This window comes from Comamonas composti DSM 21721, assembly GCF_000429845.1.
Lineage (GTDB): Bacteria > Pseudomonadota > Gammaproteobacteria > Burkholderiales > Burkholderiaceae_C > Comamonas > Comamonas composti.
In genome coordinates this window covers 1-22,296 of sequence record NZ_AUCQ01000033.1, presented here as the reverse complement: position 1 = coordinate 22,296, position 22,296 = coordinate 1, and the positions used below count along the sequence as shown (strand labels likewise).

Annotated in this window: 23 protein-coding genes; 21 read left to right on the top strand and 2 right to left on the bottom strand. The window is 63.8% G+C overall.

The window, feature by feature from the left end; translation table 11 throughout:
- The first annotated feature begins 332 nt into the window (after positions 1-332).
- The 16 genes from G486_RS24325 to G486_RS0115040 all read left to right on the top strand — a co-directional run bounded on the left by G486_RS24325 (position 333) and on the right by G486_RS0115040 (position 14,045).
- Positions 333-851, top strand: a complete 519-nt coding sequence (locus G486_RS24325) for an OmpA family protein (protein ID WP_051303572.1) — start codon at positions 333-335, stop codon at positions 849-851.
- Between the two features lie 34 nt (positions 852-885).
- On the top strand, positions 886-2,421 hold the full coding sequence (locus tag G486_RS0115110; protein ID WP_084455337.1) for a Tad domain-containing protein: 1,536 nt from the start codon (positions 886-888) through the stop codon (positions 2,419-2,421).
- Between the two features lie 13 nt (positions 2,422-2,434).
- A complete protein-coding gene (locus G486_RS0115105) occupies positions 2,435-3,268 on the top strand; it encodes a hypothetical protein (RefSeq protein ID WP_156920052.1) in 834 nt (277 codons plus the stop codon).
- Positions 3,269-3,287: 19 nt separating this feature from the next.
- The gene (locus tag G486_RS0115100; protein ID WP_156920051.1) at positions 3,288-4,082 is read left to right on the top strand and encodes a TadE family protein; all 795 of its coding nucleotides are present in this window, start codon (positions 3,288-3,290) and stop codon (positions 4,080-4,082) included.
- Positions 4,076-4,855 carry a hypothetical protein gene (locus G486_RS0115095; RefSeq protein ID WP_156920050.1) on the top strand — a complete coding sequence of 260 codons (780 nt, stop codon included), beginning with the start codon at positions 4,076-4,078 and terminating at the stop codon, positions 4,853-4,855. Before G486_RS0115100 ends, G486_RS0115095 begins: the two co-directional genes overlap by 7 nt.
- 19 nt (positions 4,856-4,874) lie before the next feature.
- Positions 4,875-5,054 (top strand): hypothetical protein, encoded by a 180-nt coding sequence (locus tag G486_RS24060; RefSeq protein ID WP_156920049.1) that lies wholly within the window; start codon positions 4,875-4,877, stop codon positions 5,052-5,054.
- An 8-nt stretch (positions 5,055-5,062) separates the two neighbouring features.
- Complete coding sequence (gene cpaB, locus G486_RS0115085; protein ID WP_169728603.1) at positions 5,063-6,139, top strand: Flp pilus assembly protein CpaB; 1,077 nt, start codon at positions 5,063-5,065, stop codon at positions 6,137-6,139.
- A gap of 134 nt (positions 6,140-6,273) precedes the next feature.
- Positions 6,274-7,647 carry a type II and III secretion system protein family protein gene (locus G486_RS0115080; protein WP_169728602.1) on the top strand — a complete coding sequence of 458 codons (1,374 nt, stop codon included), beginning with the start codon at positions 6,274-6,276 and terminating at the stop codon, positions 7,645-7,647.
- A 19-nt stretch (positions 7,648-7,666) separates the two neighbouring features.
- Positions 7,667-9,436 carry an ATPase, T2SS/T4P/T4SS family gene (locus G486_RS0115075; RefSeq protein WP_027016289.1) on the top strand — a complete coding sequence of 590 codons (1,770 nt, stop codon included), beginning with the start codon at positions 7,667-7,669 and terminating at the stop codon, positions 9,434-9,436.
- 140 nt (positions 9,437-9,576) lie between these two features.
- Positions 9,577-10,419, top strand: a complete 843-nt coding sequence (locus G486_RS0115070) for a type II secretion system F family protein (RefSeq protein WP_027016288.1) — start codon at positions 9,577-9,579, stop codon at positions 10,417-10,419.
- Positions 10,420-10,449: 30 nt separating this feature from the next.
- Positions 10,450-11,319, top strand: a complete 870-nt coding sequence (locus tag G486_RS0115065; RefSeq protein ID WP_027016287.1) for a type II secretion system F family protein — start codon at positions 10,450-10,452, stop codon at positions 11,317-11,319.
- A gap of 41 nt (positions 11,320-11,360) precedes the next feature.
- Complete coding sequence (locus tag G486_RS0115060; protein WP_084455331.1) at positions 11,361-11,708, top strand: DUF192 domain-containing protein; 348 nt, start codon at positions 11,361-11,363, stop codon at positions 11,706-11,708.
- A gap of 44 nt (positions 11,709-11,752) precedes the next feature.
- The gene (locus G486_RS22485) at positions 11,753-12,463 is read left to right on the top strand and encodes a tetratricopeptide repeat protein (RefSeq protein WP_034387906.1); all 711 of its coding nucleotides are present in this window, start codon (positions 11,753-11,755) and stop codon (positions 12,461-12,463) included.
- A gap of 10 nt (positions 12,464-12,473) precedes the next feature.
- Positions 12,474-13,184 carry a TadE/TadG family type IV pilus assembly protein gene (locus tag G486_RS0115050; protein ID WP_027016285.1) on the top strand — a complete coding sequence of 237 codons (711 nt, stop codon included), beginning with the start codon at positions 12,474-12,476 and terminating at the stop codon, positions 13,182-13,184.
- Between the two features lie 47 nt (positions 13,185-13,231).
- Positions 13,232-13,618 carry a hypothetical protein gene (locus tag G486_RS0115045; RefSeq protein WP_156920047.1) on the top strand — a complete coding sequence of 129 codons (387 nt, stop codon included), beginning with the start codon at positions 13,232-13,234 and terminating at the stop codon, positions 13,616-13,618.
- A complete protein-coding gene (locus G486_RS0115040; protein WP_027016283.1) occupies positions 13,599-14,045 on the top strand; it encodes a hypothetical protein in 447 nt (148 codons plus the stop codon). Before G486_RS0115045 ends, G486_RS0115040 begins: the two co-directional genes overlap by 20 nt.
- A 46-nt stretch (positions 14,046-14,091) precedes the next feature.
- Here G486_RS0115040 and G486_RS0115035 read toward each other — a convergent pair whose 3' ends face one another.
- Positions 14,092-15,249, bottom strand: coding sequence for an MFS transporter (locus tag G486_RS0115035; protein WP_034387915.1), 1,158 nt, complete (start codon positions 15,247-15,249; stop codon positions 14,092-14,094).
- 112 nt (positions 15,250-15,361) lie between these two features.
- Between G486_RS0115035 and G486_RS24320 the strand changes: the two genes are divergently transcribed.
- The 5 genes from G486_RS24320 to G486_RS22480 all read left to right on the top strand — a co-directional run bounded on the left by G486_RS24320 (position 15,362) and on the right by G486_RS22480 (position 20,700).
- Positions 15,362-15,754: a hypothetical protein gene (locus G486_RS24320; RefSeq protein WP_169728601.1), complete on the top strand. Its 393-nt coding sequence runs from the start codon at positions 15,362-15,364 to the stop codon at positions 15,752-15,754.
- Positions 15,739-16,929 (top strand): imelysin family protein, encoded by a 1,191-nt coding sequence (locus G486_RS0115030; protein ID WP_027016281.1) that lies wholly within the window; start codon positions 15,739-15,741, stop codon positions 16,927-16,929. The genes G486_RS24320 and G486_RS0115030 overlap by 16 nt, the downstream gene beginning before the upstream one ends.
- Positions 16,930-17,004: 75 nt before the next feature.
- Positions 17,005-18,465, top strand: a complete 1,461-nt coding sequence (locus G486_RS0115025) for a di-heme oxidoreductase family protein (protein ID WP_034387904.1) — start codon at positions 17,005-17,007, stop codon at positions 18,463-18,465.
- A complete protein-coding gene (locus G486_RS0115020; RefSeq protein WP_027016279.1) occupies positions 18,465-19,538 on the top strand; it encodes an imelysin family protein in 1,074 nt (357 codons plus the stop codon). The genes G486_RS0115025 and G486_RS0115020 overlap by 1 nt, the downstream gene beginning before the upstream one ends.
- Complete coding sequence (locus G486_RS22480) at positions 19,522-20,700, top strand: DUF1513 domain-containing protein (RefSeq protein WP_051303568.1); 1,179 nt, start codon at positions 19,522-19,524, stop codon at positions 20,698-20,700. The genes G486_RS0115020 and G486_RS22480 overlap by 17 nt, the downstream gene beginning before the upstream one ends.
- A 392-nt stretch (positions 20,701-21,092) precedes the next feature.
- Here the strand turns inward: G486_RS22480 and G486_RS0115010 are convergent, their stop codons facing one another.
- Complete coding sequence (locus G486_RS0115010; RefSeq protein ID WP_027016278.1) at positions 21,093-22,064, bottom strand: siderophore ABC transporter substrate-binding protein; 972 nt, start codon at positions 22,062-22,064, stop codon at positions 21,093-21,095.
- Positions 22,065-22,296: the final 232 nt, after the last annotated feature.

Sequence of the window (22,296 nt, the reverse complement as noted above, 5' to 3'; positions counted from 1 at the left end):
TGAATAGATTTTCTTTCAGTGCCTTTGTTTTTTGCGTGATGGCAGGGGTGCTTCCCATATCTCATGCTCAGGATCATTCTTTACTCTCCGGGATGGATGGGTATAAAACCAATGGCAGAAAAGTGTCTGACTATTCTTCCTATGAGGATGGTTATATTTTCTACTGCCAGAAAAGCATAAAGTGCAACTCTGAAATCCCTGGATTTGACGATAAAGGTCATCTCGTCGCTGAGGGCAAGGTAACGGCTATTAATTATTCGGCAACAAAATCGGCTGGATCCTTGGCTATTTTCAGAAATTATGAAAATGCGATCAAGGAACTGGGCGGGCGCATGCTGAGTTACAACCCGGATCACGAAGGCGTGCATGTCTTTTTGCTGGACAACAAGGTCGGCAAGGTCTGGGTGGTACTTGAGAACAACTATGGCCGCAATTACAAGCTGACCTTGATTGAAGCCAAAACCATGCAGCAGGTGGTCAAGGCCGGTCAGCTTGCCGACGAGATGGCGCGCCAGGGCTATGCCACGCTGTACATCAATTTCGATCACGACAAGGCCGAGATCAAGGCCGAGGCCAGGCCGGCTCTGGATGAAGTGGTCGCCATGCTCAAGTCCATGCCGGCGACACGCATCTCGGTCGAGGGGCATACGGACAACGTCGGCAATGCGCCAGCCAATCAAAAGCTTTCCCAGGCCAGAGCACGCTCTGTCATGGAGGCACTGACTGCTGCAGGCATTGAGGCCAGGCGCCTGCAGTCCAAGGGCCTGGGCAGCGGCGTGCCGATTGCCGACAACCGTACCGAGGAAGGCCGGGCCAAGAACCGGCGCGTGGAGCTGGTCAGGCTCAAGTAGGCATGGGCGAGGACTGCAGGAGAGACAGGCGGTGATGAAGAAGACGAGTCTTGGTGGGCAAAGCCGGCGCAGTGCCTGGCTGCGTTCGAGGCAAATGGGCCAGGTGCTGGTCTGGTTTCTGGCGTTTGCTGCAACGCTGGCCGTGATCTTTGCGGGCATTTATGGCGTGGGCCAGGCGACTTCCGAGAAGCAGAAAGTCGTCAATGCTGCCGATGCCGCTGCCTATTCCGGGGGCCTGGTCCAGGCGCGGGCGCTGAATCTGGTGGCCTATACGAACAGGGCGGTCGTCGCCAACGAAGTCTTGATCGCCCAGGTCATCAGCCTCCAGTCGTGGAATGATTATTTCAAGACGGCCACGGGGAACTACCAGACCATTTTTCAGACCCTGGGCGCGGCCACGGCAGCGATTCCGGGGCTGGGCGCGGTCTTGACAGCGCTGGGGCGTGTCATGGGGGCGCTCGAGCGTGGCGCGCAAGGTGCGGAAAAGGCGCTCAAGGGCATCGTACCTACCGTCATTCGCACCTGGGAACTGTCCTTTACCGCCTGGTATACAGGGGTCATCAGGCCGGCCTTCGTGCCTCCGGTCATGGCCTTGGCGACCAACGATGCATCGGACTCCGTTCTTCGCCAGAGCGTTGCGACCCAGGGTGGCCGCCATGACGAGCCCGCGCATCTGGTGCAGTCCAAGGCCATTGGCGTCATGAACGAGCTTGAATGGCAGCGCATGAGCCATTTGTATAAAAAAGGCCAGGGTGGCAGAGATGAAAGAAAAACAGCGGCCGATCTGATATTGAATTCCCGCGATGAATTCTCTACCGAGCGTCGTGGTTCGGATATTTTTCTATTGGATTTGTTTTTTGGAAATCGTACCTTGTGCATTCCTTTCGTCATCAAGCTGGGGTCGGAGAAACAAGGGCCGACGAAGCTGGTCAACTATGACCGCTGGGAGGCTCAGGATACTGTGGAGTTCAAACAGAAAGTCGGCCCCAATGGCTGGGATGGATGCAGCTGGGGAAAGGGAACCACGGCTGTTCCTGTGGGCTGGGGACGTTCCGTGGCCGATCTTCAGGGAAGAAACAGCGGCAACAGATTGAGGACCGATGGCGGGGCTGGAAATCTGGCCTATGGAAATACCAAGAGAAATGGCGGCTGGAGCGGAATCAAGGAGCTGTATGACGTTCCTCGCGACCAGAGCGGCCAGCCCAGCAAGCAGGAAATGTTCTATATGGTGGCCGTGGCCAAGGACAAGGTTCAGATCAGGAGCAATGAATCCATGGATATTGCGAACCGCCCTATGGACTCCAATTTGGGATCTCCTGATTTAAAAGCCGGATTTTCAAAAGACCAGATATCTTCGCTGTCCGAGGCAAGAATTTTCTTTGAAAGACCCAAGCGGGACAACCTGGATATCACAGGCCGTAATCTTTTCAGGGCAGATGGGCATAAAGAATATGCAAGCCTATACAACCCTTATTGGCAGGTCAGATTGCAAGAGCCTTCCATGGCGAACAAGGCGCTTGTTTATGGCGCTTTGCAGATGAATCCTGCTCTGGCGGCTTTTGCGCAATAAAAGAGAATTCCAAATGACAAACCAAAGATATTTGCTGGCAGCGGCTGCGGCCATTGCCCTTGGTGCCTGTTCCCAGGGGTCGGATGCCGGGACAGATTCTCAATCCCTGCCTTCGGTTCTGATCGAGCGTGAAAGGCGTTTTGATGCTCCCCAGGCCCATGTCCAGCTGATCCGGGAGACCATCGAGAGCTGTCAGCAGGCCAGGGGGGCTGTCATGGCGGCAGCAGGAGCCGTCTATGACCCGCGCTCGGAGCAGATCACGGATCAGCAAATCCTGGATCTGGATACGTACAAGGTGCTCGAAGCTTTCGAAGGCCGGCGCTACGTGAAGATCACCACGCAAAGCGTTCTGGACCGTAGCCACTGGGGGCCGGGACCGGGCGAGAGCTGTCTGCCGAAGGCCGTGCGCTCCAAAAGCATGGAGATCCATACCCAGTGCGACGTGACCGAGGTGTCTTACGACCTGGATGCAGGCACGGGCTCGCGCTCTGAGCTCAAGGGGGTTTGCGCGCCATCAGCAAGACCCGTGTCTGCCGACATCATGAAGGGCGAGACCATGGTCATCGCCGGCACGCAACTCCATTGCCGCTGGACTGCACCCGAGGACGATCCCATGGGCAGCCTCTGCCTGCTGGAGCCATGGCTGTCCTATCCGGGAACGGACAGGGATTTGATGGTTGCCATGCATGACGCAAGGCCAGCAGCCCCGTCCGGGGCGCTGGCCGCCATACAGCAGGCGGCCCAGGCATCAGAGCATCCGGTGCGCGTGGAGGTGGGCAAGCCCCTGCCGCAAGGGATCTTCGAGGTTCCCGCTGACGCGCTGCAGTTCGGCCCGCCCAAGGACTGAGGCGCTTTCGGACATGGGCATGCTGCGCAAAAAACTGTCCTCCGGCCAGGCCACCACGGAGTTCCTGGTGTGCCTGCTGGTCCTGGCCCCGATGTTTCTCGGGGTGTACTACCTTGCGCGCTATGCGGACGTCAAGCATTCGGCCATACAGGCCAGCCGTTACGTGGCCTTCGAGCGCGCCTTTGACCCCTATAACAAGGCCAAGAACGCAAGCCAGCTCGCCCAGGAGACGCAGGCGCGGTTTTTCCTGCGCCGTGAGTCCGGCCAGCAGGAAATCGTTTATCGCGACAGTCCACTGAAATACCAGGCCGACAAGCACCGTGTACCGCTGTGGAGCGATGTCGGCTACAAGCCTTTGCTCAAAGACTTCAACGACGTGGCCATCACAGAGCGCGCGCTCGGCCCGCTCTCCAGCGGCCTTGTGGGGAATCTGCAGCAAAAGGTTGCCGAGCCGGTCTTTGATCTGCCCAAGAGCGGGATCATGAAGGCCGAGGTCACGGTCTCCCTGGCCGAGATCACGCACTTCGATGCGCTCAAGGGCCTGCAGATCGGCCTGCCGGGGGCGACCGCCATTGGCGTGGGCGCCTGGAATGCGGACGGCGTCAATGCGGTCTGCTCGCGTGTGAAGAGGGCGGTGTTCGGGTATTACGTCGAGCCTGTCTCCAAGGTGCTGGGGGCCGTGATGTCGCCGACCTTCGAAAAGCACGCTCCGGACATAGGCCGTGTGGTGCCCGACTATGTGCCTGCGGGCAGCTTGAAGAACAACGCCGGCCAGAACGTGGACTACCGGAACCAGGATGGAAGCAAATGCTAGTGCTGCGTTCCTGGTCATCTCTTGCGATCCCGGCAGCGCGCAGTCTTCGGCATTTGATGGGCGGCATGCTCGGGGCGGTCTTGCTGCTCGCAAGCCCCTGGCTGGGAGCCCAGTCTTCGTTCACCTATGGCGCCACGCCCTGGCCGCGGATGCCCGAGCCGCCCCGCTCCGAAGTGCACTGGGTTTCCGATGACATGCGTGTGAACGGGGTTCCCATGCGGGTCCAGAGCTTCGAGAGCAAGTCTTCGGTGGTCGAGGTCCAGGCTTTCTATGCGGCGCACTGGCGGCATGGTGCCGGCGGCCGCGCACAGATGGTCGTGACCCAGGCCGACCCCTATGTGCTGCTGGGCAAGCTCCATGGCCCGTTCTATCTCATGGTCAAGCTCAAGAGCGCAGAGGGCGGCGGCACCCAGGGGACGCTGTCGGTGTCCCAGGTGCAGGGCATACAGCCGCGCATCGATGCCTCGGGCATACCGGCCCCTGCACATGGCGCCAAGGCGGTCAACGTGGTCGAGTCCATAGATGCGGGCAAGCGCAGCAAGCAGGTGCTGTGGTTCAGCGGGGACAGCGTGCCCGTGCTGGCCGCCCGCTACCACGCAAGTCTGGTGCGGGCCGGCTGGACGCTGGTGCAGGAGCAAAGCGCGCCACAGGCCGCCGAGGCCTCGGTGGTGCGCATGTATGGCCGCAACAAGCAGCAGCTGGACGTGGCCATGGGGGCGGATCTGCCCAATCGCATGACGGTGATGAACACCAATCTTGTGACGTTTGACTGAATAGAGAAAGAGAGAGTCCGTGCCTGTCTGCAATTCCGGATCGAGAGCCCGGCTGAGGGGGTTTGCCATGGTGGAGTACTGCGTGGTCTGTGCGCTGGTCGTGCTGGTGCTGTTTTCCAGTCCGAACACGCCGCAGATGCTGGTTGACGCCTTCAAGGCGTTCTACCGCGCCCTGACTTTTTATATTTCCCTGCCCTGAGGTCTGTCGTGGCTGTATCGATCAACAAGAACTGGCTTTTGCTGGCCGCGGCCATTGCCCTCGGGGCCGCAGCTTTCTATCTGAGCAACCGGGCCATCACCACGCGCATCACGGAGATAGAGGAAGAGGCCACGCGAGGCAAGACCTTGCTGGGCGTGGTGGTCGCCAACCGGCCGATGCGGGCTGGCGAGGTGATTGATGCGGGCAGCGTTTCCGTGCGCCAGATTCCTGCGGAATTCGTGAGCCGCAACATGGTCACGCCCGATACCTATGACGGTGTCGATGGTCAGGCCCTGGTCGTCGATCTGGATCGTGGCGAAGCGCTTCAGGTCAGCCATACGGCCAGTCTGGGCGGAGAGATATTTGCGGCCACGCTCAAGAGCGGAAGGCGCGCGCTGACCATAGACGTAGACGAGATCAGCTCCATTTCCGGGATGCTGCGCGCGGGCGACCGCATCGATCTGATGCTGACGGCAACAGCGCCGGTGAGCGGGCAGACCGCAGGTGAGACCCGTGAGCTGACCTTTCCGCTGCTGTCCAACGTCGAGGTGATCGCCACAGGTCAGCAGCAAAAAGGCGTGGGCACAACCAACGAGGCCATTGCCCGCGCCTATTCGCATGTCACCCTGGATGTTCTTCCCGAAGATGCCACGCGCATCATCGCCGCCAAGGCCGGCGGGCATTTGACGGCCGTGCTGCGCGCCCCGGGCGATGAGAGAGGCAATCCCAGCATGGCGCTGACCCTGGACGATGTGGTGGCCGGCATCTCTTCGGGCCTTACAGGGTCGGGCCGCATGGTCGAGTTCCTGATCGGTGGGTCGGGCAGCGGCAGTGCCGTCAGCCGAACTCCCGTGCTCGATGCCGTCATGAAAGACCCGAGAAAGCGGGAGCAGGCCGAGTCCATTGCCCGGGACATGCTGGAGTCCGACAGCGGCGCGGGCGTGAATGCGCGCGCGCGCGCTGTGGGCCCCCAGGCCGCGGCCGCTTCCGGCACGGCCACGACAAGCCTGCCCGGCACGCTGGCCAGTTCGGCCATGGGGGCGGTCTCGCCCTCTTCTTCCGACCTCATCCGCTCCGCCCCGTAAGCGGTGCAGCCCTTTTGACATGGCTTACGCAAACCCGCTGGAGGCCGAGCGCCTGTTTCATGGAAACAGCTTGGGCCGCTGCTCGCTTGCGTGAGTCTTATTTGCTTGTGTGATCCATGAATCAGCTTTTGCATTTGAGCAAGTCTTCCCTGGCCCTGCTATGCCTGGGCATCTGCGGCACGGCCGGAGCCGATGCTCCGCCTGCTGGGCCCTGGTCTGCGGCGGCCGAGCGCGCGGCCGGCAGTCAAGACGCGCGGCCTGTGCCTGCTGCGGCATCGGCAGCGGCGCCGCTGTCCCTGTATGCAGGCCAGGTCAGGGTGCTGGCCCAGGCCGGGGTGGAGCGTGTGGCCATAGGCAATGGCAAGCTGCTCACGGCCTCCGTGGTGGCCGACAGGCAGATCGTGCTCATGGGCGAGAACCCGGGCACGACCACGCTTTACGTCTGGCTGCGCAATGGTCGCCAGCTGCAGTACGAGGTGAGCGTGAGCGCGGACAACCATGCACGCACGGCCGGCGAATTGCGCCAGCTGCTGGCCCATGACCCGGGAATTTCCGTACAGGCGGTGGGCGACAAGATCGTGCTGGACGGCGCCTACTCGAACGAGGATTCGGCCGAGAAGGTCCAGAAGATCGCCAAGGCCTACCCCCAGGTGCTGAACCTCATCCGGGAGCGGCCCGAGGAGATGCATACCGTCGTGCCCGAACCCATGGTGCAGCTCGATGTGAAGGTGGTCGAGGTGCGCAAGCAGGCGCTGGACAACATCGGCGTGAAGTGGAGCAACCTGGGCGTTGCCGGTCCCACGCTGGCCACATCGGGCTATTTCTATGCCAACTCCAGCTTTCGCGGGCTGAACCAGGGCGGCTATCCGGTCACGACCTCGGCCCGTCCCTTCATCACCTACTTCGGGCTGGCGACACAGATCACGTCGGTGCTCAACTTTCTTGAGTCCAACGGCGACAGCTGGACGCTGGCCGAACCCCGCATCAGCAGCGTCAGCGGGGGATCGTCCAAGGTACAGGTCGGCGGCGAGATCCCCATCCCCGTGAGCTCGGGCTTTGGCCAGATCAGCGTGGTCTACAAGACGTATGGCGTGATTCTGGAGTTCAAGCCCGTGATCGACAAGGCCGGCAATGTGCGCTCGACCATCGTGGCCGAGGTCAGCCAGCCCGATCGTTCGGCGGGCACGGGCCAGTTCGTGGCCTTCACCACCAATCGCACGGAGACCGAAGTCAGCCTCAAGCAAAACGAGACCCTGGTCATCTCGGGACTGCTCAAGAGCGTGGGCGCGCGCAACAAGGAAGGCATTCCTGTGCTGGGGCGCGCACCCCTCATAGGCGGGTTGTTCTCCACGCAGGAGCTGAGCAATGACCAGACGGAAATGCTGGTCGTGGTCACCCCCAGGCTGCATACGCCGGCAGCCGACCGTGCGGCGCTGCTTGCCCAGGAAAGTGCCTACCAGAACATGCAGGAGGTGCGCTCCATGATCGAAAACAAGCTCGCGCGCTGAAGAGGACCAAGGAATCGAGATGCTGTATCTGGAAATACTCAGCCCCGACAGCCAGCCGCGCAATGTGGTCCTGGACGGGCCGCGCTGCCGCATAGGGCGGGCTGCGGATGCCGACCTGGTCCTGCCGGGCTGGACCGTGCACAAGGAGCATGCCGAAATCTTTGTCTCCAACGAGCAGGCCTTTGTGCGCGACCTCGGAACCATGTTCGGCACCTATGTCAAGGATGCCAAGGTCACGACCTTCGGCCCGCTGCAGGCCGATGAGCCCGTGCGCATAGGCCCGCACAAGCTGCTGGTGCGCTGGAGCCGCTCCCAGCAGGACACGGCGCAGCCGGAGGAGACTGCCCAGAGCCCTGCGGGCATGGCTGCGGCCCGGGCCGAGCCTTCGGTCCAGGCCCAGGCAACTGTGGCAGGCCCCGGGATGCAGGCCCAGGCACTGCCAAACCCGGTAGCGCAGGCCGTGCAGGGCCTGCCGCCCGCAGCGGACGAGCGGTTCGCATCCAGCGTGCAGATCGATCAGCAGTGGCTTGAGTATCGGCGCAAGATCCAGGACAAGCTCATCGAGTCCTTCGACATGCGCCGCACCGACGTGCACCGCATGTCGGATGCCGAGCTGCGCCAGCATACGGAGCAGGCCATACGCGAGATCTTCCAGCAGATGCCGGCAGGCATTCCTGCGAGCGTGGATCGCCAGCGTCTGATGCAGGAGGTCCGTGACGAGGCCATTGGCCTGGGCCTGCTCGAACCCCTGCTTGCCGATCCGTCGGTGACGGAAATCATGGTCAACCGCGTGGACGAGATCTTTGTCGAGCGCGCAGGCCGGCTGTCGCGCGTGCCGCTGGCCTTCTCCAGCGAGAAGGCCGTGATGGGCGTGATAGAGCGTATCGTCGCTCCCGTGGGGCGGCGCATAGACGAGAGCTCGCCGCTGGTGGATGCGCGGCTCAAGGACGGCTCACGCTTCAATGCCATCATTCCGCCGCTGGCCCTCAAGGGGCCGTCGATGACGATACGCAAGTTCTCCAAGCGCAAGCTCATGGCCTCGGACCTGATCAAGTTCGGCTCGGCCAACGAGCAGATGGTGGAGTTTCTGCGTGTGGCCGTGGAGCAGCACAAGAACATCATCGTCTCGGGGGGAACGGGCTCGGGCAAGACCACGCTGCTGAACATCCTCAGCAACTTCATTCCCGATGGCGAGCGCATCGTCACCATCGAGGATGCGGCCGAGCTGCAACTGCCGCATGAACACCTGGTCTCGCTGGAGTCGCGCCCCGCGAATGCCGAGGGCAAGGGCCAGATCGCGATTCGCGAACTGGTCAAGAACTCGCTGCGCATGCGCCCCGACCGCATCGTGGTCGGGGAGTGCCGAGGGGGTGAAGCCCTGGACATGCTTCAGGCCATGAACACCGGCCACGACGGATCGCTGACCACGGCCCACGCCAACAGCCCACGCGACATGCTGGCCCGTCTGGAGGTGATGGTCATGATGGCCGGCATGGAGCTGCCGGTGACGGCCATACGCGAGCAGGTGGCTTCGGCCGTGGACCTGATCGTGCAGCAGACCCGCTTTGCCTGCGGCAGCCGCAAGATCACGCGCATCACCGAAGTCACGGGCGTGGAGAGCGGCAAGATCCAGCTGCAGGACCTGTTCGAGTTTGTCGAGACCGGCTTCACTGCCGAGCGCAAGACCGCAGGCTTTTTCACGGGCTGCGACTGCGTTCCCGAGTTCTACGAGAAGCTGCGCCAGATCGGTGTGCAAGTGAGCCTGGACATCTTCAAGAAGGCGGCGTGAGATGGTCTTCCCCTTGAGCGGCTTTGCCGCCTCCCCCAGAAGCCATGGCGCCCTTGCAGGCCGGTGCTGTAGCGCCGTTTCCGGCTGCGGCGCATGCCCGTTGCGTGCGATGCAGGTGCGCTGCGCCATGGAGAGCTGAGATGGAGCTCTTTCCTCTTTTGGTCGGTGCCCTGACGGCCGGCGCCGTGGTGCTGGTCGTGCTTTTCGTGCGCTTTTCCTGGAGCAGCTACAAGGCCAAGTTCACCAGCGATGCCAAGCTGTCGCTGGAGGACATGTTCCTGTTCATAGATCCGCAGCGCCTGTTCTTCTTCAACATCGGCATGGTGGTGCTGATTCCGCCCCTGGTCTGGGGGCTTACCGGTGCCCTGCCTCTGGCCATCCTGGTTGCCATTGGCATCTTCGTCCTGCCGCGAATGGCCTATGGCTATATGCGCGGCAGGCGCGAGCAGCGGCTGGTGCAGCAAATGCCGGATGTGCTCAACATGATGGCCGGCTCCCTGCGTGCGGGCGCCAGCCTGAGCATGGCCATCGACCTCGTGGCAACCGAGTCGCCGCCGCCGTTCAGCCAGGAGATGTCCATGGTGTTGCGCGAGCAGAAGCTGGGGGTTTCGCTCGAGGACTCGTTCGAGAGCTTCTCGCAGCGTGTGGGCGTGGAGGACGTGCGCCTGCTGGCATCGGCCGTGAGCATTGCCAAGGATGTGGGCGGCAATCTGTCCGAGGTGCTCGACAGGCTGGCGAGCACGCTCAGGGCCAAGGCGGCCATGGAGGGAAAGATCAAGGCCCTGACCTCCCAGGGAAAGCTGCAGGGCCTTGTCGTGGGTCTGCTGCCGGTGTTTCTGGCCTTTGTGCTCTACCAGATGGAGCCCGAGGCCATGGAGCCCTTGTTCACCACCTATTACGGCTGGGCCGTGATCGCCGTGATCAGCGTGCTGCTCATCATGGGGGGCGTGGTGATCAAGAAGATCGTGACCATCGATGTATAGCCCCGGCCCTTCGCCTCTCCAGGAGTTTCCATGCAAACAATGATTGCCTCGCTGCTGCTGGCTCTGGCCCTGGTCGGCTGCCTGGTGGCCGTCTACAAGCTGTTTCGCCAGGCGCCCGAAGAGGACCGCTCCTACAAGGACAAGCCGCCGCGCCTGTTCAGACTCACCTGGCCGGTGATCAATCTTCTGGCCAACAGTCTGAACTGGGCCATCGGCTCCAAGAGCAAGGAGCGCTATACCACGGCCTTGCAGCGTGCAGGCCAGGACTATGCGCTCAATCCCCAGCAGTTTTTTGCGGGCAAGGTGGTCTCTGCCATCACGGGCGCGCTGCTGGGCCTGGTGTTTCAGGCCATGCTGGAGATGCAGGGCCTGGGCCTGATGCTGACCCTGGCAGTCATGGCCTTCTTCTACCCGGACCTGTGGCTGGCCGAAGTCACCAAGAAGCGCAACCTGGCGATTCTCAAGGCCTTGCCGTTTTTCATCGATTTGCTGACCCTGTCGATCGAGGCGGGCCTCAATCTTGCCGGAGCCATGCAGCAGGCCATGGCCAAAAGTGCGGAAGGGCCGCTGACCGTGGAGATCAACCGTGTGCTGCGGGACGTGCGCGCCGGCAAGGCGCGCATCGATGCGCTGCGCGATTTTGCGCAGCGGCTCGATTTCGTGCCCGTGACCAGCTTTGTCTCGGCCCTGATCCAGGGGGAGAAGACCGGCTCCAGCCTGGGGCCCATCTTGCGCGCCCAGGCCGAACAACGCCGCACGGAGCGCTTCTTGCGCGCCGAGAAGATGGCCATGGAAGCGCCGGTGAAGATGCTGGGGCCGCTGATCCTGTTCATCTTTCCCTGCACCTTCATCGTCCTGGGCTTTCCCATTGCGATGAAGTTCCTGGCTTCGGGGCTGTGATGGCCGGAGCGTGTGCTTTGCGTAAGAACAAGGGGGGTGCGATGTTCGGGCATTCATCGGTGCTGCACATCAATGCGAGGCCTGTGCCATGTGAGGTGGCTCGGGCCAGAAGCTTTTGGGCGCGCGCAAGAGGGCTGCTGTGGCGCCCTGCGCTGACGCAGCAGCAGGGCTTGTGGATAGAGCGCTGCGACAGCATTCATACCGTGGGCATGGGCTATGCCATCGATGCGGTGTTTCTCGATGCGCAAGACCATGTTCTGAGGGTCTGCGAGAACGTCCCGCCATGGCGCTTTCGGCTCTGCGCAAAAGCGGCCTCCGTGCTGGAGCTGCAGGCCGGTCGGGCCCGGGTCCTGGGCATTGCGCCCGGGCAGTTGCTGGGCCATGGCTAGGCCATCGGTGATCCATCTGTGAGCTGTTTGATTGAGTGATACACATGAACTTTCTGCATTCGACAATTTATGCGGCCATGGCCTGTGCCGCCCTGGCAGGCTGCGCCTCGCCCCAGCCTGCGGCCAATCCTTTCGAGGGCGCTCCTGGCGTGCTGGGCTCCATGGCCCAGGCCCGTCCCGCGCCTGCGGCCGCCGAAGAGGCGCCTGCTGCAGCCCAGGCCGATCCCCGCAGTGCCCAGGCGGCAGCCGAATCGGCGCAGTCACGGGCTGCGCTGCAGGCGGCCGAGGACACGTATGCGCGTGGCGACTGGCCCGGGGCGGCCCAGCAGTTCAGGCAACTGACGGCGACTTATCCGCGCAATGCACAGCTGTGGTTTGGCTATGGTGCGGCTTCGGCGCTGGCGGGCAATCTCGATGAGGCCGCTGCCGGTTTTGATGCGGTGTTGCGTCTGGATGGCAATGATGTGCGCGCGGCCTACAACCTGGCCCTGGTGCGTCTCTCCCAGGCCGACATGGCCTTGAACCGGGCCAGCCTGAATCAGGGGGGCGCACCCGGGCAGGTGCGTGGCGAGATCACTCAGCTGCGCAACGACCTGGCGCCCTTGTTCGGGCGCCGCCCGCAAATGGCGCAGGCTGGCGGCACGCAGGAGTCCGGTGCCCGCATACAGGATCCGACAAGGGCTGCACAAGGCGCCAGCCCGTCCCCGGCCCAGATGCTGCTTTCGCGTCCGGGCGGCGCGGTCACCGCGCCCTGAGGAGCAGGCCATGAGCGTGTTGCGGTCTCCACTTCGGGCATGGTCGTGCAGGCAAAAGGGCGCGGCGCTGACGGAGTTCATCATCGTCGGCCCCATTGCCATCTTGCTGACCTTTGTGATGCTGCAGGCCGGACTGCTCTACATGGCCAAGCTCACGCTCAACAACGCCACCTTCATGGCGGCCCGGCATGGTGCCTTGAACGAGGCCCAGGTCGGCTCCATCAAGGACTCGCTGGCCAAGGGCTTGATCCCGTTCCATCAGAACGCGTTCAATGGCAATGATGTGACGCGCCTGGGTGCGGCCTATGCCCTGGCCAAGGTGGATGTGACTGCCGGTCTGAACGTGCGGCTCGAAGTTCTCAGCCCCAGCGAGGAGGCGTTTCGCGTGTATGGCATCAAGCGCGGGAGCGCCACCGTCATCCCCAACGACAACCTTGAATTTCGCACTGCCGAGCCGGTGCGCGGCGCCAGCATCTCGCTGCGCGATGCAAATGTGCTGCGCATCAAGGTCACCTATGCCTATGAGCTCAAGGTGCCGTTGATGCAGGCCATCGTCAAGCGCGTCATGTGCCCGTTTACCGACTCCGATGTGCGGGGCTGGGAGAAGCCCTCGCTGCTTCCCCTGGGGGCGCTGAGCGACTGCAGCTACTACCTCAGGGGACGCATCCCCATCGTCTCCTACGCCACCGTGCAAATGCAGACACCTGCACGCCGAAGCTGAGCGTCAGGCTGACTGAGTAAATCCCTGTCTTACCAACTTGCATCATCATGAAGAAACACCGGTTTGCACTTTCCATGCTGTCCATGGCGGCCCTGCTTTCGCTCCTGTCCGGCTGTGGCGGCGGCGGATCCATGAGCGACGGATTGACGCCCTTGGCCATGTCGCCTTCGGAAATCAAGGAAGTCACCGCGGACAAGACCTGCCCCGCCACGGCAGGGGCCGTGGTCTATATGGCCGGCGGCACCCTGCCGCTGACCTTGCGCAACCCGGCGCCGGACCGGATCGCGCTGAGCACGACTTACGTGACCCGTTTCGATCAGGGCGTGAGCATCGACTTCAAGGGCGGCTGCCTGGACAACCTGCCCGTGACGGTGATCGACAGCGCAGGCCTGAGCGCCTTCATCTCCGTGAGCTATGTGGCCCAAGGCTCCTGAGCTGCGGCTCGTGCCCTGGCTGCTGGGCGGGCTGTTGCTTGCGCAAGGCCAGGCTGCCGTGGCGCAGGCCTCGATGGTGCTGGTTGCCCCGGGGGCAGGGCGCTGTGCGTCAGAGGGAGTCGAGTTTCTCGTGGGCGGAGGCCGCAGCGCAGGCGGTCTGTCCTGCTCTGCGAGTGCCCCGGCCGCCTCCAGGGCCGGGGCTGGTGGGCGCAGTCCTGCGGGTGCCGCTGCAACCAGGGCCGAAGCAGGCCGTCTTGAAGGCGAGCGTCGCCTGATTCTTGAGCAGGAGCTACGCAAGGAACAGCAGCAGGCTTCGATGCTCAGGATGCAGGAGGGGGGCGAGGATGCGGCGCAGGCCGCTCGGAGCCTGCGTCGCCATGAGGCGAATATTGCGGCCCTGCAGGCGGAGCTGGGTCGCTTGCCATGACGCGCCGAGCGCGTTTTCAGGACTGCACGTTGGTGCGGCGCGCGGTTCAGCTCAGCTCCTGCCCCTTGAGCTCGGGGATCAGAAACGCCGTGGCGAGCATGTCCAGCACATAGATCGCGGCCAGCAGCGCAATGGCTACCTGGAAGGAGTAGGCCATGGCCAGCGCACCGACGACCACCGGGCCCAGGCCGCCCACGGCACGGCCTATGTTGAACAGCACGTTCTGGGCCGTGGCGCGGGCTTCGGTCGGATAGGCCTCGCTGATCACCGCACCATAGCCGCCCATCATGCCGTTGACGAACATGCCCAGCAGGGCGCCGGCCCAGAGCATGGCCGTGGGGTCGGAGAGCTGGGCATAGGCAATCACCATGATCACGGCACCGAGCTGGAACAGCAGAAAGCTGGGCTTGCGGCCTATGCGGTCGGCCAGCTGGCCAAAGACCCAGATGCCGGCCATCATGCCCAGCACGGTGACGGCGGTCCACATCGAGGACTTGGTCAGGCTGAATCCCAGCTGCTTGGACAGAAAGCTGGGCATCCAGATCATGATGCCGTAGTAGCCGAAGTTCTGTACCGAGGTCAGCACGATCACGCCCAGGCTGGTCCTGGCCGTCGCCCCATTCTTCATGAGCAGCCTCAGGCTTTGCAGCATGGATGTGCGGCTGCAGGGCTGGCGCTGGGCCACGGTCTGGGTGAAGGCCTCGGGCTCATGCAGCTTGTTGCGGATGACCCAGGCCACGATGGCCGGTATCACGCCGATGAGGAACATGCCGCGCCAGCCTATGAAAGGCAGCAGCAAAGGCGTCAGCAGGGCGGCGCCCAAAACCCCCATCTGCCAGCCCAGGGCCACGTAGGAAGACACGCGTGCGCGGTGGCGCGCGGGCCAGGCTTCGGCCGCCAGGGCCATGCCTATGCCGAACTCTCCGCCCAGGCCTATGCCGGCAATCGTGCGGTAGACCAGCAAATCCCAATAGCCGGTGGCAAACGCACAAAGACCGGTGAAGACTGCAAACAGCACAATGGTCCAGGTCAGCACACGGATGCGGCCGTAACGGTCGCTCAGCATGCCGAACACGATGCCGCCGAAGACCGCACCAATCAGCGTCCAGGTCACCAGGGAGCCGGCCTGACCCGGTGTCAGACCGAGGTCGGCGGAGATGGCCGACAGCATGAAGCCCAGGATCAGCAGATCGAAACCGTCCATGGCATAGCCCACGGCCGATCCGGCCAGGGCTTTCCAGCTATAACTGCTGACTTCGGAGGGATGGGCTGGAGCCGTGCAGGCCGCAAGCGTTTGGGGGGCGGAAGGGGTCACGTTGGCAAATCCTCTGGAGCTGCTGCAGCCGGGCACTGTCTGCGCGCGGTGGCGAAAATGGCTGCAGAAAGCGAAAAATCGGCTTCTGCAAAAAGCAAAAGCCCTGAAGACAAGGCATTCAGGGCTTGATTTCCAGAGGGGCGCCGGTTCCGGGGGGCCGTGCGACGCCGCGATTCTAATCGAATCGAAGAGAGGGCGCTCGCAGCGATGCGATGCGATTCAAGCGCCGGCGCAGACTACAAAAATGATCGTTGTCGTCGCGCCGCAAAAGCCTTTTGACCTTGCTCGGCAGTGCGACGATTGCCCACGGTTTTTAATCAAAACAATTCTCAATTACATTTTGCTATCTTTGTTTCATCACTTTCATTCAAAGCGCTTATGCATCCCTTTCTGATCGCCGCTGCCCTTGCACTGGGCACCGCAGCTCCTGTGACCCAGGCCATGGCCGCCGGCAGTGTTCAACAGCCGGTGAAAAAGGATATTGCCGTGGCAGACGTGGTCGGGCACTACAGCAGCCTGGTGGACGCCACCTACCAGGACAGCCTGACCACGGCCAGGCGCATGCAGAAGACGATCGATGCCTTTCTTGCTGCGCCCAGCCAGAAGGGCCTGGAGGCTGCGCGCAAGTCCTGGCTGGATGCCCGCGAGTTCTATGGACAGACCGAGGCCTTCCGTTTCTATGCCGGTCCCATCGACGATGACGAGGGCCCCGAGGGCCGCCTCAATGCCTGGCCCATGGACGAGTCCTATGTGGACTATGTGGAGGGCAATCCCAAGGCCGGCATCGTCAACAACCGCAAGGAGGTGCTGAGCAAGGAGCGCCTGGCCGAGCTCAACGAGCATGACGGGGAAGAGAACATCTCCACGGGCTGGCATGCGATTGAATTCATGCTCTGGGGCCAGGACCTGAGTGCCAAGGGCCCGGGCAACCGTCCCTATACCGACTATGTCGACGGCAAGAAGCCCAATGCAGACCGCAGGCGCGAGTATCTGCACCTGATCACCGAGCTGCTGGTGGAAGACCTGCAGTCGGTCGCCGATCAGTGGAAGCCCGGCGTGGCCGACAACTTTCGTGCGGGCTTCGAGAAGAATGCCGATGATTCCCTGCGCCGCATCTTCGTGGGCCTGGGATCGCTATCGCGTGGCGAGCTTGCGGGCGAGCGCCTGGAAGTGGCCATGGCCAGCCGCGACCAGGAGGACGAGCACTCGTGCTTCTCCGACAACACCCATCGCGATGCGGTGGCCAATGCCCAGGGCATTGCGAATGTCTGGCAGGGCAGCTACAAGCGGCTGGATGGCAGCACGCTCAAAGGGCCGGGCCTCAAGCACTGGGTCGCCACCAAGAACAGTGCGCTGGCCGACAAGACCACGCACCAGATCCTGAAGTCCGTGGCTGCGGCCGAGGCCATTCCCGCGCCTTTCGATCAGGCCATACAAGGGGCGCGCGATTCGGCCTCGCGTGCCAAGATCCAGGCCACCATCGACAGCCTGGTGCAGCAGAGCAAGGATCTGGTCGAGGCCGCGCATGCCGTGGGTATTACCCAGCTCAACCTGGTCGACCCCAGTTAAAGTCGCCCGGTCCCTGTCTCTCGGCCACTGTTTCCATGAAGCAGTGGCCGTGGCTTTTTCCGCATTCTCTTCACGATGAGACCACTTTTCTTGCTGCTGCCCGCAGCCCTGATGTTGCAGGCCTGCTCGGCGCAGCGCCAGGAGGCCGAAGTCTTTGCGCCCGACCAGCGCTTTGCCGCGCCGGCCCAGGCCTTGCTGCCAGGTGGGCAGACCACGGTGTATGCCACGGGGCGCAATGCGTTTTCCCTGCCGGCGGCCAATCTGGACGATGCAGAGCGCACGCGCTTTGTGATCGGCAATTCATTCTTCAAGCGCAACTGGGTGCAGGCCCCGGCCTCGACCACGGCGCGTGACGGCCTGGGTCCGCACTTTCTCGCGCGCTCCTGCGGCGGCTGCCATGTGCAGGACGGGCGCGCCCAGCCCCCGGATTTTCACAACCCGCTCGCCCCCCAGCCGTTTGCAGGCCTGCTCATGCGCCTGTCCATTCCCGGGCAGGATGCGCATGGCGGCCCCTTGCACGAACCTGTCTATGGCGACCAGTTCAACACCATGGGGGTGTCGGGCGTCCAGGGCGAGGGCGAGCTGCGCATACGCTACGAACAGATCCAGGGCCGCTTTGCCGACGGCCAGCCGTATACGCTGGAAAAGCCGGTGTACGAGCTTACGGGCCTGAACTACGGCCCCATGGCGGCCGATGTGATGATGAGTCCGCGCATTGCGCCCCAGGTCATAGGCCTGGGCTTGCTGGAGCATATTCCCGAGTCCGAGATCCTGGGCAATGCCAGAGCCCAGGCCGCGATGAGCGGCCCCATCAAGGGGCAGCCCAACCGCGTCTGGGATGCCTATGGGGAGCGCATGATGCTGGGCCGCTTTGGCTGGAAGGCCAACGTGGCCTCGGTGGCTCATCAGTCGGCCTCGGCCTTTCTCGGCGATATCGGCATCACTTCCCGGCGCTTTTCCGAGCAGACCTGCACGGCTGCGCAAAAGGACTGCCTGGCTGCGCCCAACGGCAACGGGGCCGAGGGCGTGGAGATCGAGGATCGTGTGCTGAACGATGTGATCTTCTACCAGGCCACGCTGGCGCCGCCTGCCAGACGCAATGCGGACGACATGCGGGTGAAAAAAGGCGAGGCGATCTTTCACCAGGCCCAGTGCGCCGTATGCCACAGGCCGGCCTACAAGACCGGCGAGGCGCTGTTTCCGGCCCTGTCCTCGCAATTGACCAGCAAGGCGCTCGTGGGGCAGACGATTGCGCCCTATACCGACCTGCTGCTGCACGACATGGGTGAGGACCTGGCCGACGGGCGGCCGGACTTCCTGGCCTCGGGTCGGCAATGGCGCACGCCGCCGCTGTGGGGTCTGGGGTTGCTGCCCGATGTGAACAACCATCAGCGTCTGCTGCATGACGGCCGCGCGCGCGGCGTGCTGGAGGCCATTTTGTGGCACGGCGGCGAGGCCGAGGATGCGCGCGAACAGGTCAGACACCTGAGCGCCGAGGACCGCGAAGCGCTGGTGAAATTTGTGGAGTCTCTCTAATGCCTGGATTTTCGATGTACCGCCAAGCCTTGCCCGCTGCGGCCCTGAGCCTGCTGGCCGCGACCTGGGCTCAGGCCCAGGATGTGCCGGCCAACATGGCCATTCCTTTCTACAACACCACCCATGCGGTGCATGGCCTGTATGCCAAGTGGTTTGCGCCTGGAGCGTCCCAGGCCCTGGGCTCGGCCAAGGCCTTGAGCCTGGCCGTGAGCGCGTATTGCGCAGCTGATCCCGGCAAGGCAGACGGGCCGCTGCTGGCCGCGCGCCAGGCTTTCCTCGCATCCTCCACGGACTGGAGCCGTCTGTCAGCCGTGGCCCTGGGGCCGCTGGTGGACAGGCGCTCGGCGCGGCAGGTGGACTTCAGGCCGCTGCGCCCGGCCCTGCTCAAGAAGGCCGTGCAATCTGCGCCAGCCGATCTCGCGGCCATGGAGCGCATAGGAGCGCCGGCCAAGGGCTATCCGGCGCTGGAATATCTGCTGTGGACGCAGCCTGCAGCGCCCCGCACTCCCAGCTGCGCTTATGGCGTGCTGGTGGCCCAGGAGGTCGCAGGCGAGATGCAGGCCCTGGAAAAGGGCTTTGCAGAGCTCGCGGCCCAGGACTGGGGTGAGGACGGGGAGGCCACGACCGAGGCCATGGCCGAGTTCATCAACCAGTGGGTTGGCGGTCTGGAGAGGCTGCGCTGGGCCGAGATGGAAAAGCCATTGCGCAGCGCGGGCAGCAAGCCGCCTGCCTGGGAGCATGGCCCGAGTGCCGGCGCGATCGCGGTCTGGCGTGCCCAATGGCAGGGGTTGCGTCAACTGGCGGTCAGCGTGGACCGCAGCGTGCCCGCAGCGGGCTCCGATCTCGTGCCCATCGAGGCCTATCTGCGCGGGCGAGGGCTGAACCCTCTGGCCGATCGCTGGCTCAAGGCCGTGAACGAGGCCGAGGCCGCGATGGCCGGCCTGGCCGTGCTCGGGCCTGCCGAGGTGGAGGCCGCGACCAAGCCCCTGTCGCGGCTCAAGCGTTTGATGGAGGCCGAGGTTGCGCCGGCGCTGGAGGTCAACATAGGTTTCTCCGATGCCGACGGGGACTGAGGGGCTGCGCCGGCGCAACTGTCTGCAGGCCATGGTCCTGCTTGCGGCCATGCCGCTGGCCAGGGCTGGCGAGTCTTTGCGGCAACAGGCCCTGGCGGCTGCCTGGCTTGAAGGCGAGAGCATGTGGGTCGGGGTGGTGCGGGCTGAGGCCGCGCCTGGTCAGCCATTGCATGTGTTGCAGGCGGTGGAGGTGCCCACGCGTGCCCATGGCATGGCGCGGCTGCGCGATGATTCTCTGGTGTTTGCCAGCCGCCGCCCCGGGGACTGGCTGCTGCGGCTGCGGCCCGGGCAGAGTGCCGAGCAGGCCCAGTGGCTGTGGATAGAGCCCGACCGGCGCTTCAACGGCCATGTCATAGAAAGCGCCGACGGACGCCATCTCTACACCACGGAAACCGATCTCGAAGACGGTCAGGGCGTGATCGGCGTGCGCGATGCGGCCAGCCTGGAAAAGATTGCCGAGTGGCGCAGCGGCGGCATGGACCCGCACCAGTTGCTGCTCGATGCCGACGGCTCGCTCATGGTGGCCAATGGCGGCATTCCCACCCAGTCCGAAACCGGGCGCCGCAAGCTGCGCCTGGATCACATGGATTCGTCCATTGCGCGGCTGCTGCCGGCGCAGAATGGGGTGATTGCCGGCCAGTGGCGGCTGGAAGATACGCGCCTGAGCCTCAGGCATCTGGCCTGGGGGCCGCGCATTGCCTATGCGGCCCAGCGGCGCTGGCTGGGGATTGCGCTTCAGGCCGAGCATGACAGTGCCCGGCAGCGGGCCGAGGCGCCCGTGCTGGCCTTGTTCGATGGTCAGCGCCTGCATGCCGCCCCCTTGCCCGCAGGCCGCAGTTTCGGCGGCTATGGCGGCGACATAGGCAGCAATGGCCGGCACTTCGTGGTCAGCTGCCCGCGTACGGACAGCGCGGGCTGGTGGCAGGTGCCGGACCGGGACGGGGAGGCCGGGGAATGCTTTCGCGAGGTCAGCCTCAAGGGGGTTTACTGCGTGGCCAATGCCAGCGTCTCGCCCGGGCAGGCCGGGGCCGATGGCGCACCGGCGCGGGCCTTGTGGCTGGGCGGCAGTCAGCTGGCCCAGCTGCATGCGGTATCGGGGCGCGAGCACGAAGCCGGCACGGCCGGCATGCAGCTGGACAACCACTGGATCCCGCTGGCCTGACGGCCACGCCAGACATGCAGACGCGAAGGGCCTCAGAACGTGTTTACGATCTCCTCGGTGCCGCGCCAGTGTCTTTGCGGGATGGGATACGAGGCGCGACACCGCAGCAATAGCCGTGCTATTGCGAGGATTCGCAACGCTGTAGACCGCCCGCAAAGACACTGGCCCGAAGGGTTGGAGCGAAATCGGGCGATTTGTTCGCGCTGGCCCTTGCTTGCACCCCGGTGCAAGCTGCGCCCCATCGCTTTGAACTCATCCCGATTGCGCTCCAACGCGGCAGCGTAGAGATCGTAAACACGTTCTAAGCCGGTTTAGGTGAAAACCGGCTCAAGCCCTTATGCAGCAAGCGCTGGAAGCTATGGTTATTGATAGCCTCCAGGTTGCGGCCGCCTTCAGCGCGCGGCCGCCTTGTAGACCTGCTTGAGCTGGGCCACGTTGCGCAGCATGGCCGTTGGGCCGCTGCTGCCCATCAGATACCAGCCCTTGGGATCCAGAAACACCACCTGGTTTTTCTGCCCCGCCGGCGTGCTGCGAACCTGGGCGTTGTCGAACACCTGGGTGGACGGAATCACGGCGCCGCCGCCCGGGGCCGAGCCGGTGGCGGCGTTGCGGTCGATCACGTAAATCCACTGCGGCTGCAGCTTGGCCAGATCGTCAAAGCCGAAGGCCGGACCACCGCGTGCGGGCACATCCTTGGCGGCCAGCAGCGACTGGGCGCCGAGCACATCGAACAAAAAGCCGAAGCGCGCACCCGGTGCCTGGGGCATGATTTTTTCGTTGATGGCCATCAGCAGCACGCCGGGGGCGGCCTGGCTGGCCAGCGGGCGCAGGCTGTCGACTTCGCTGCGCACCTGCTTCATCAGCGTCCGGCCCTGCTCCTGCTTGCCGTACAGGCCGGCCAGCGATGTGACGGCGCGCTCCATGTCCTCGAGCATATGACTGCCGCGCACGCTGAAGTCCAGCGTGGGTGCGATCTTGCTCAGCAGCTCGTACTTGGCGCTGGAGCGGCCGCCTACGATGATCAGGTCCGGGCGCAGATGGCTGAGTGCCTCGTAGTCGGGCTCGAACAGGCTGCCGGCCATGGTGTAGCGCGGGGCGGCATAGCTGCTCAGATAGTCGGGCAACTGGGCCTTGGGCACACCGGCGACCGGCAGGCCCAGGGTGTGCATGGCATCCAGCGAGGTCAGATCGAACACCACCACGCGTTTCGGTGCGCGTACCACCTCGGTGCTGCCCTTGGCATGCTGAATCGTGACAGTGGCGGGCTGGGTCGGCGTGGCGGCAGTGGCCAGGCCGCTGCCGGTCAGGGCGAATGCGGCCAGGGTATGCGCGACCAGGCTGCGGCGGGACATGCGTTCTTGCATGGAAACCTCTCCTTCAATGGACAGCCAGCCTCCGAAGAGGCTGGCTTGGGGTGAACAGGCTGCAGGCATGGAGCCTGCAGCCGTTTCGGGCCGGGCGACTGGGGCCCGGCATGGCTTGGATGGTGAGCCCGTTCTTAGAGCGTGTTCACGATCTCTACGCAGGCGCGTTGGAGCGCAATCGGGATGAGTTCGAGTCGATGGGCCGCAGCTTGCACCGGGGTGCAAGCAAGGG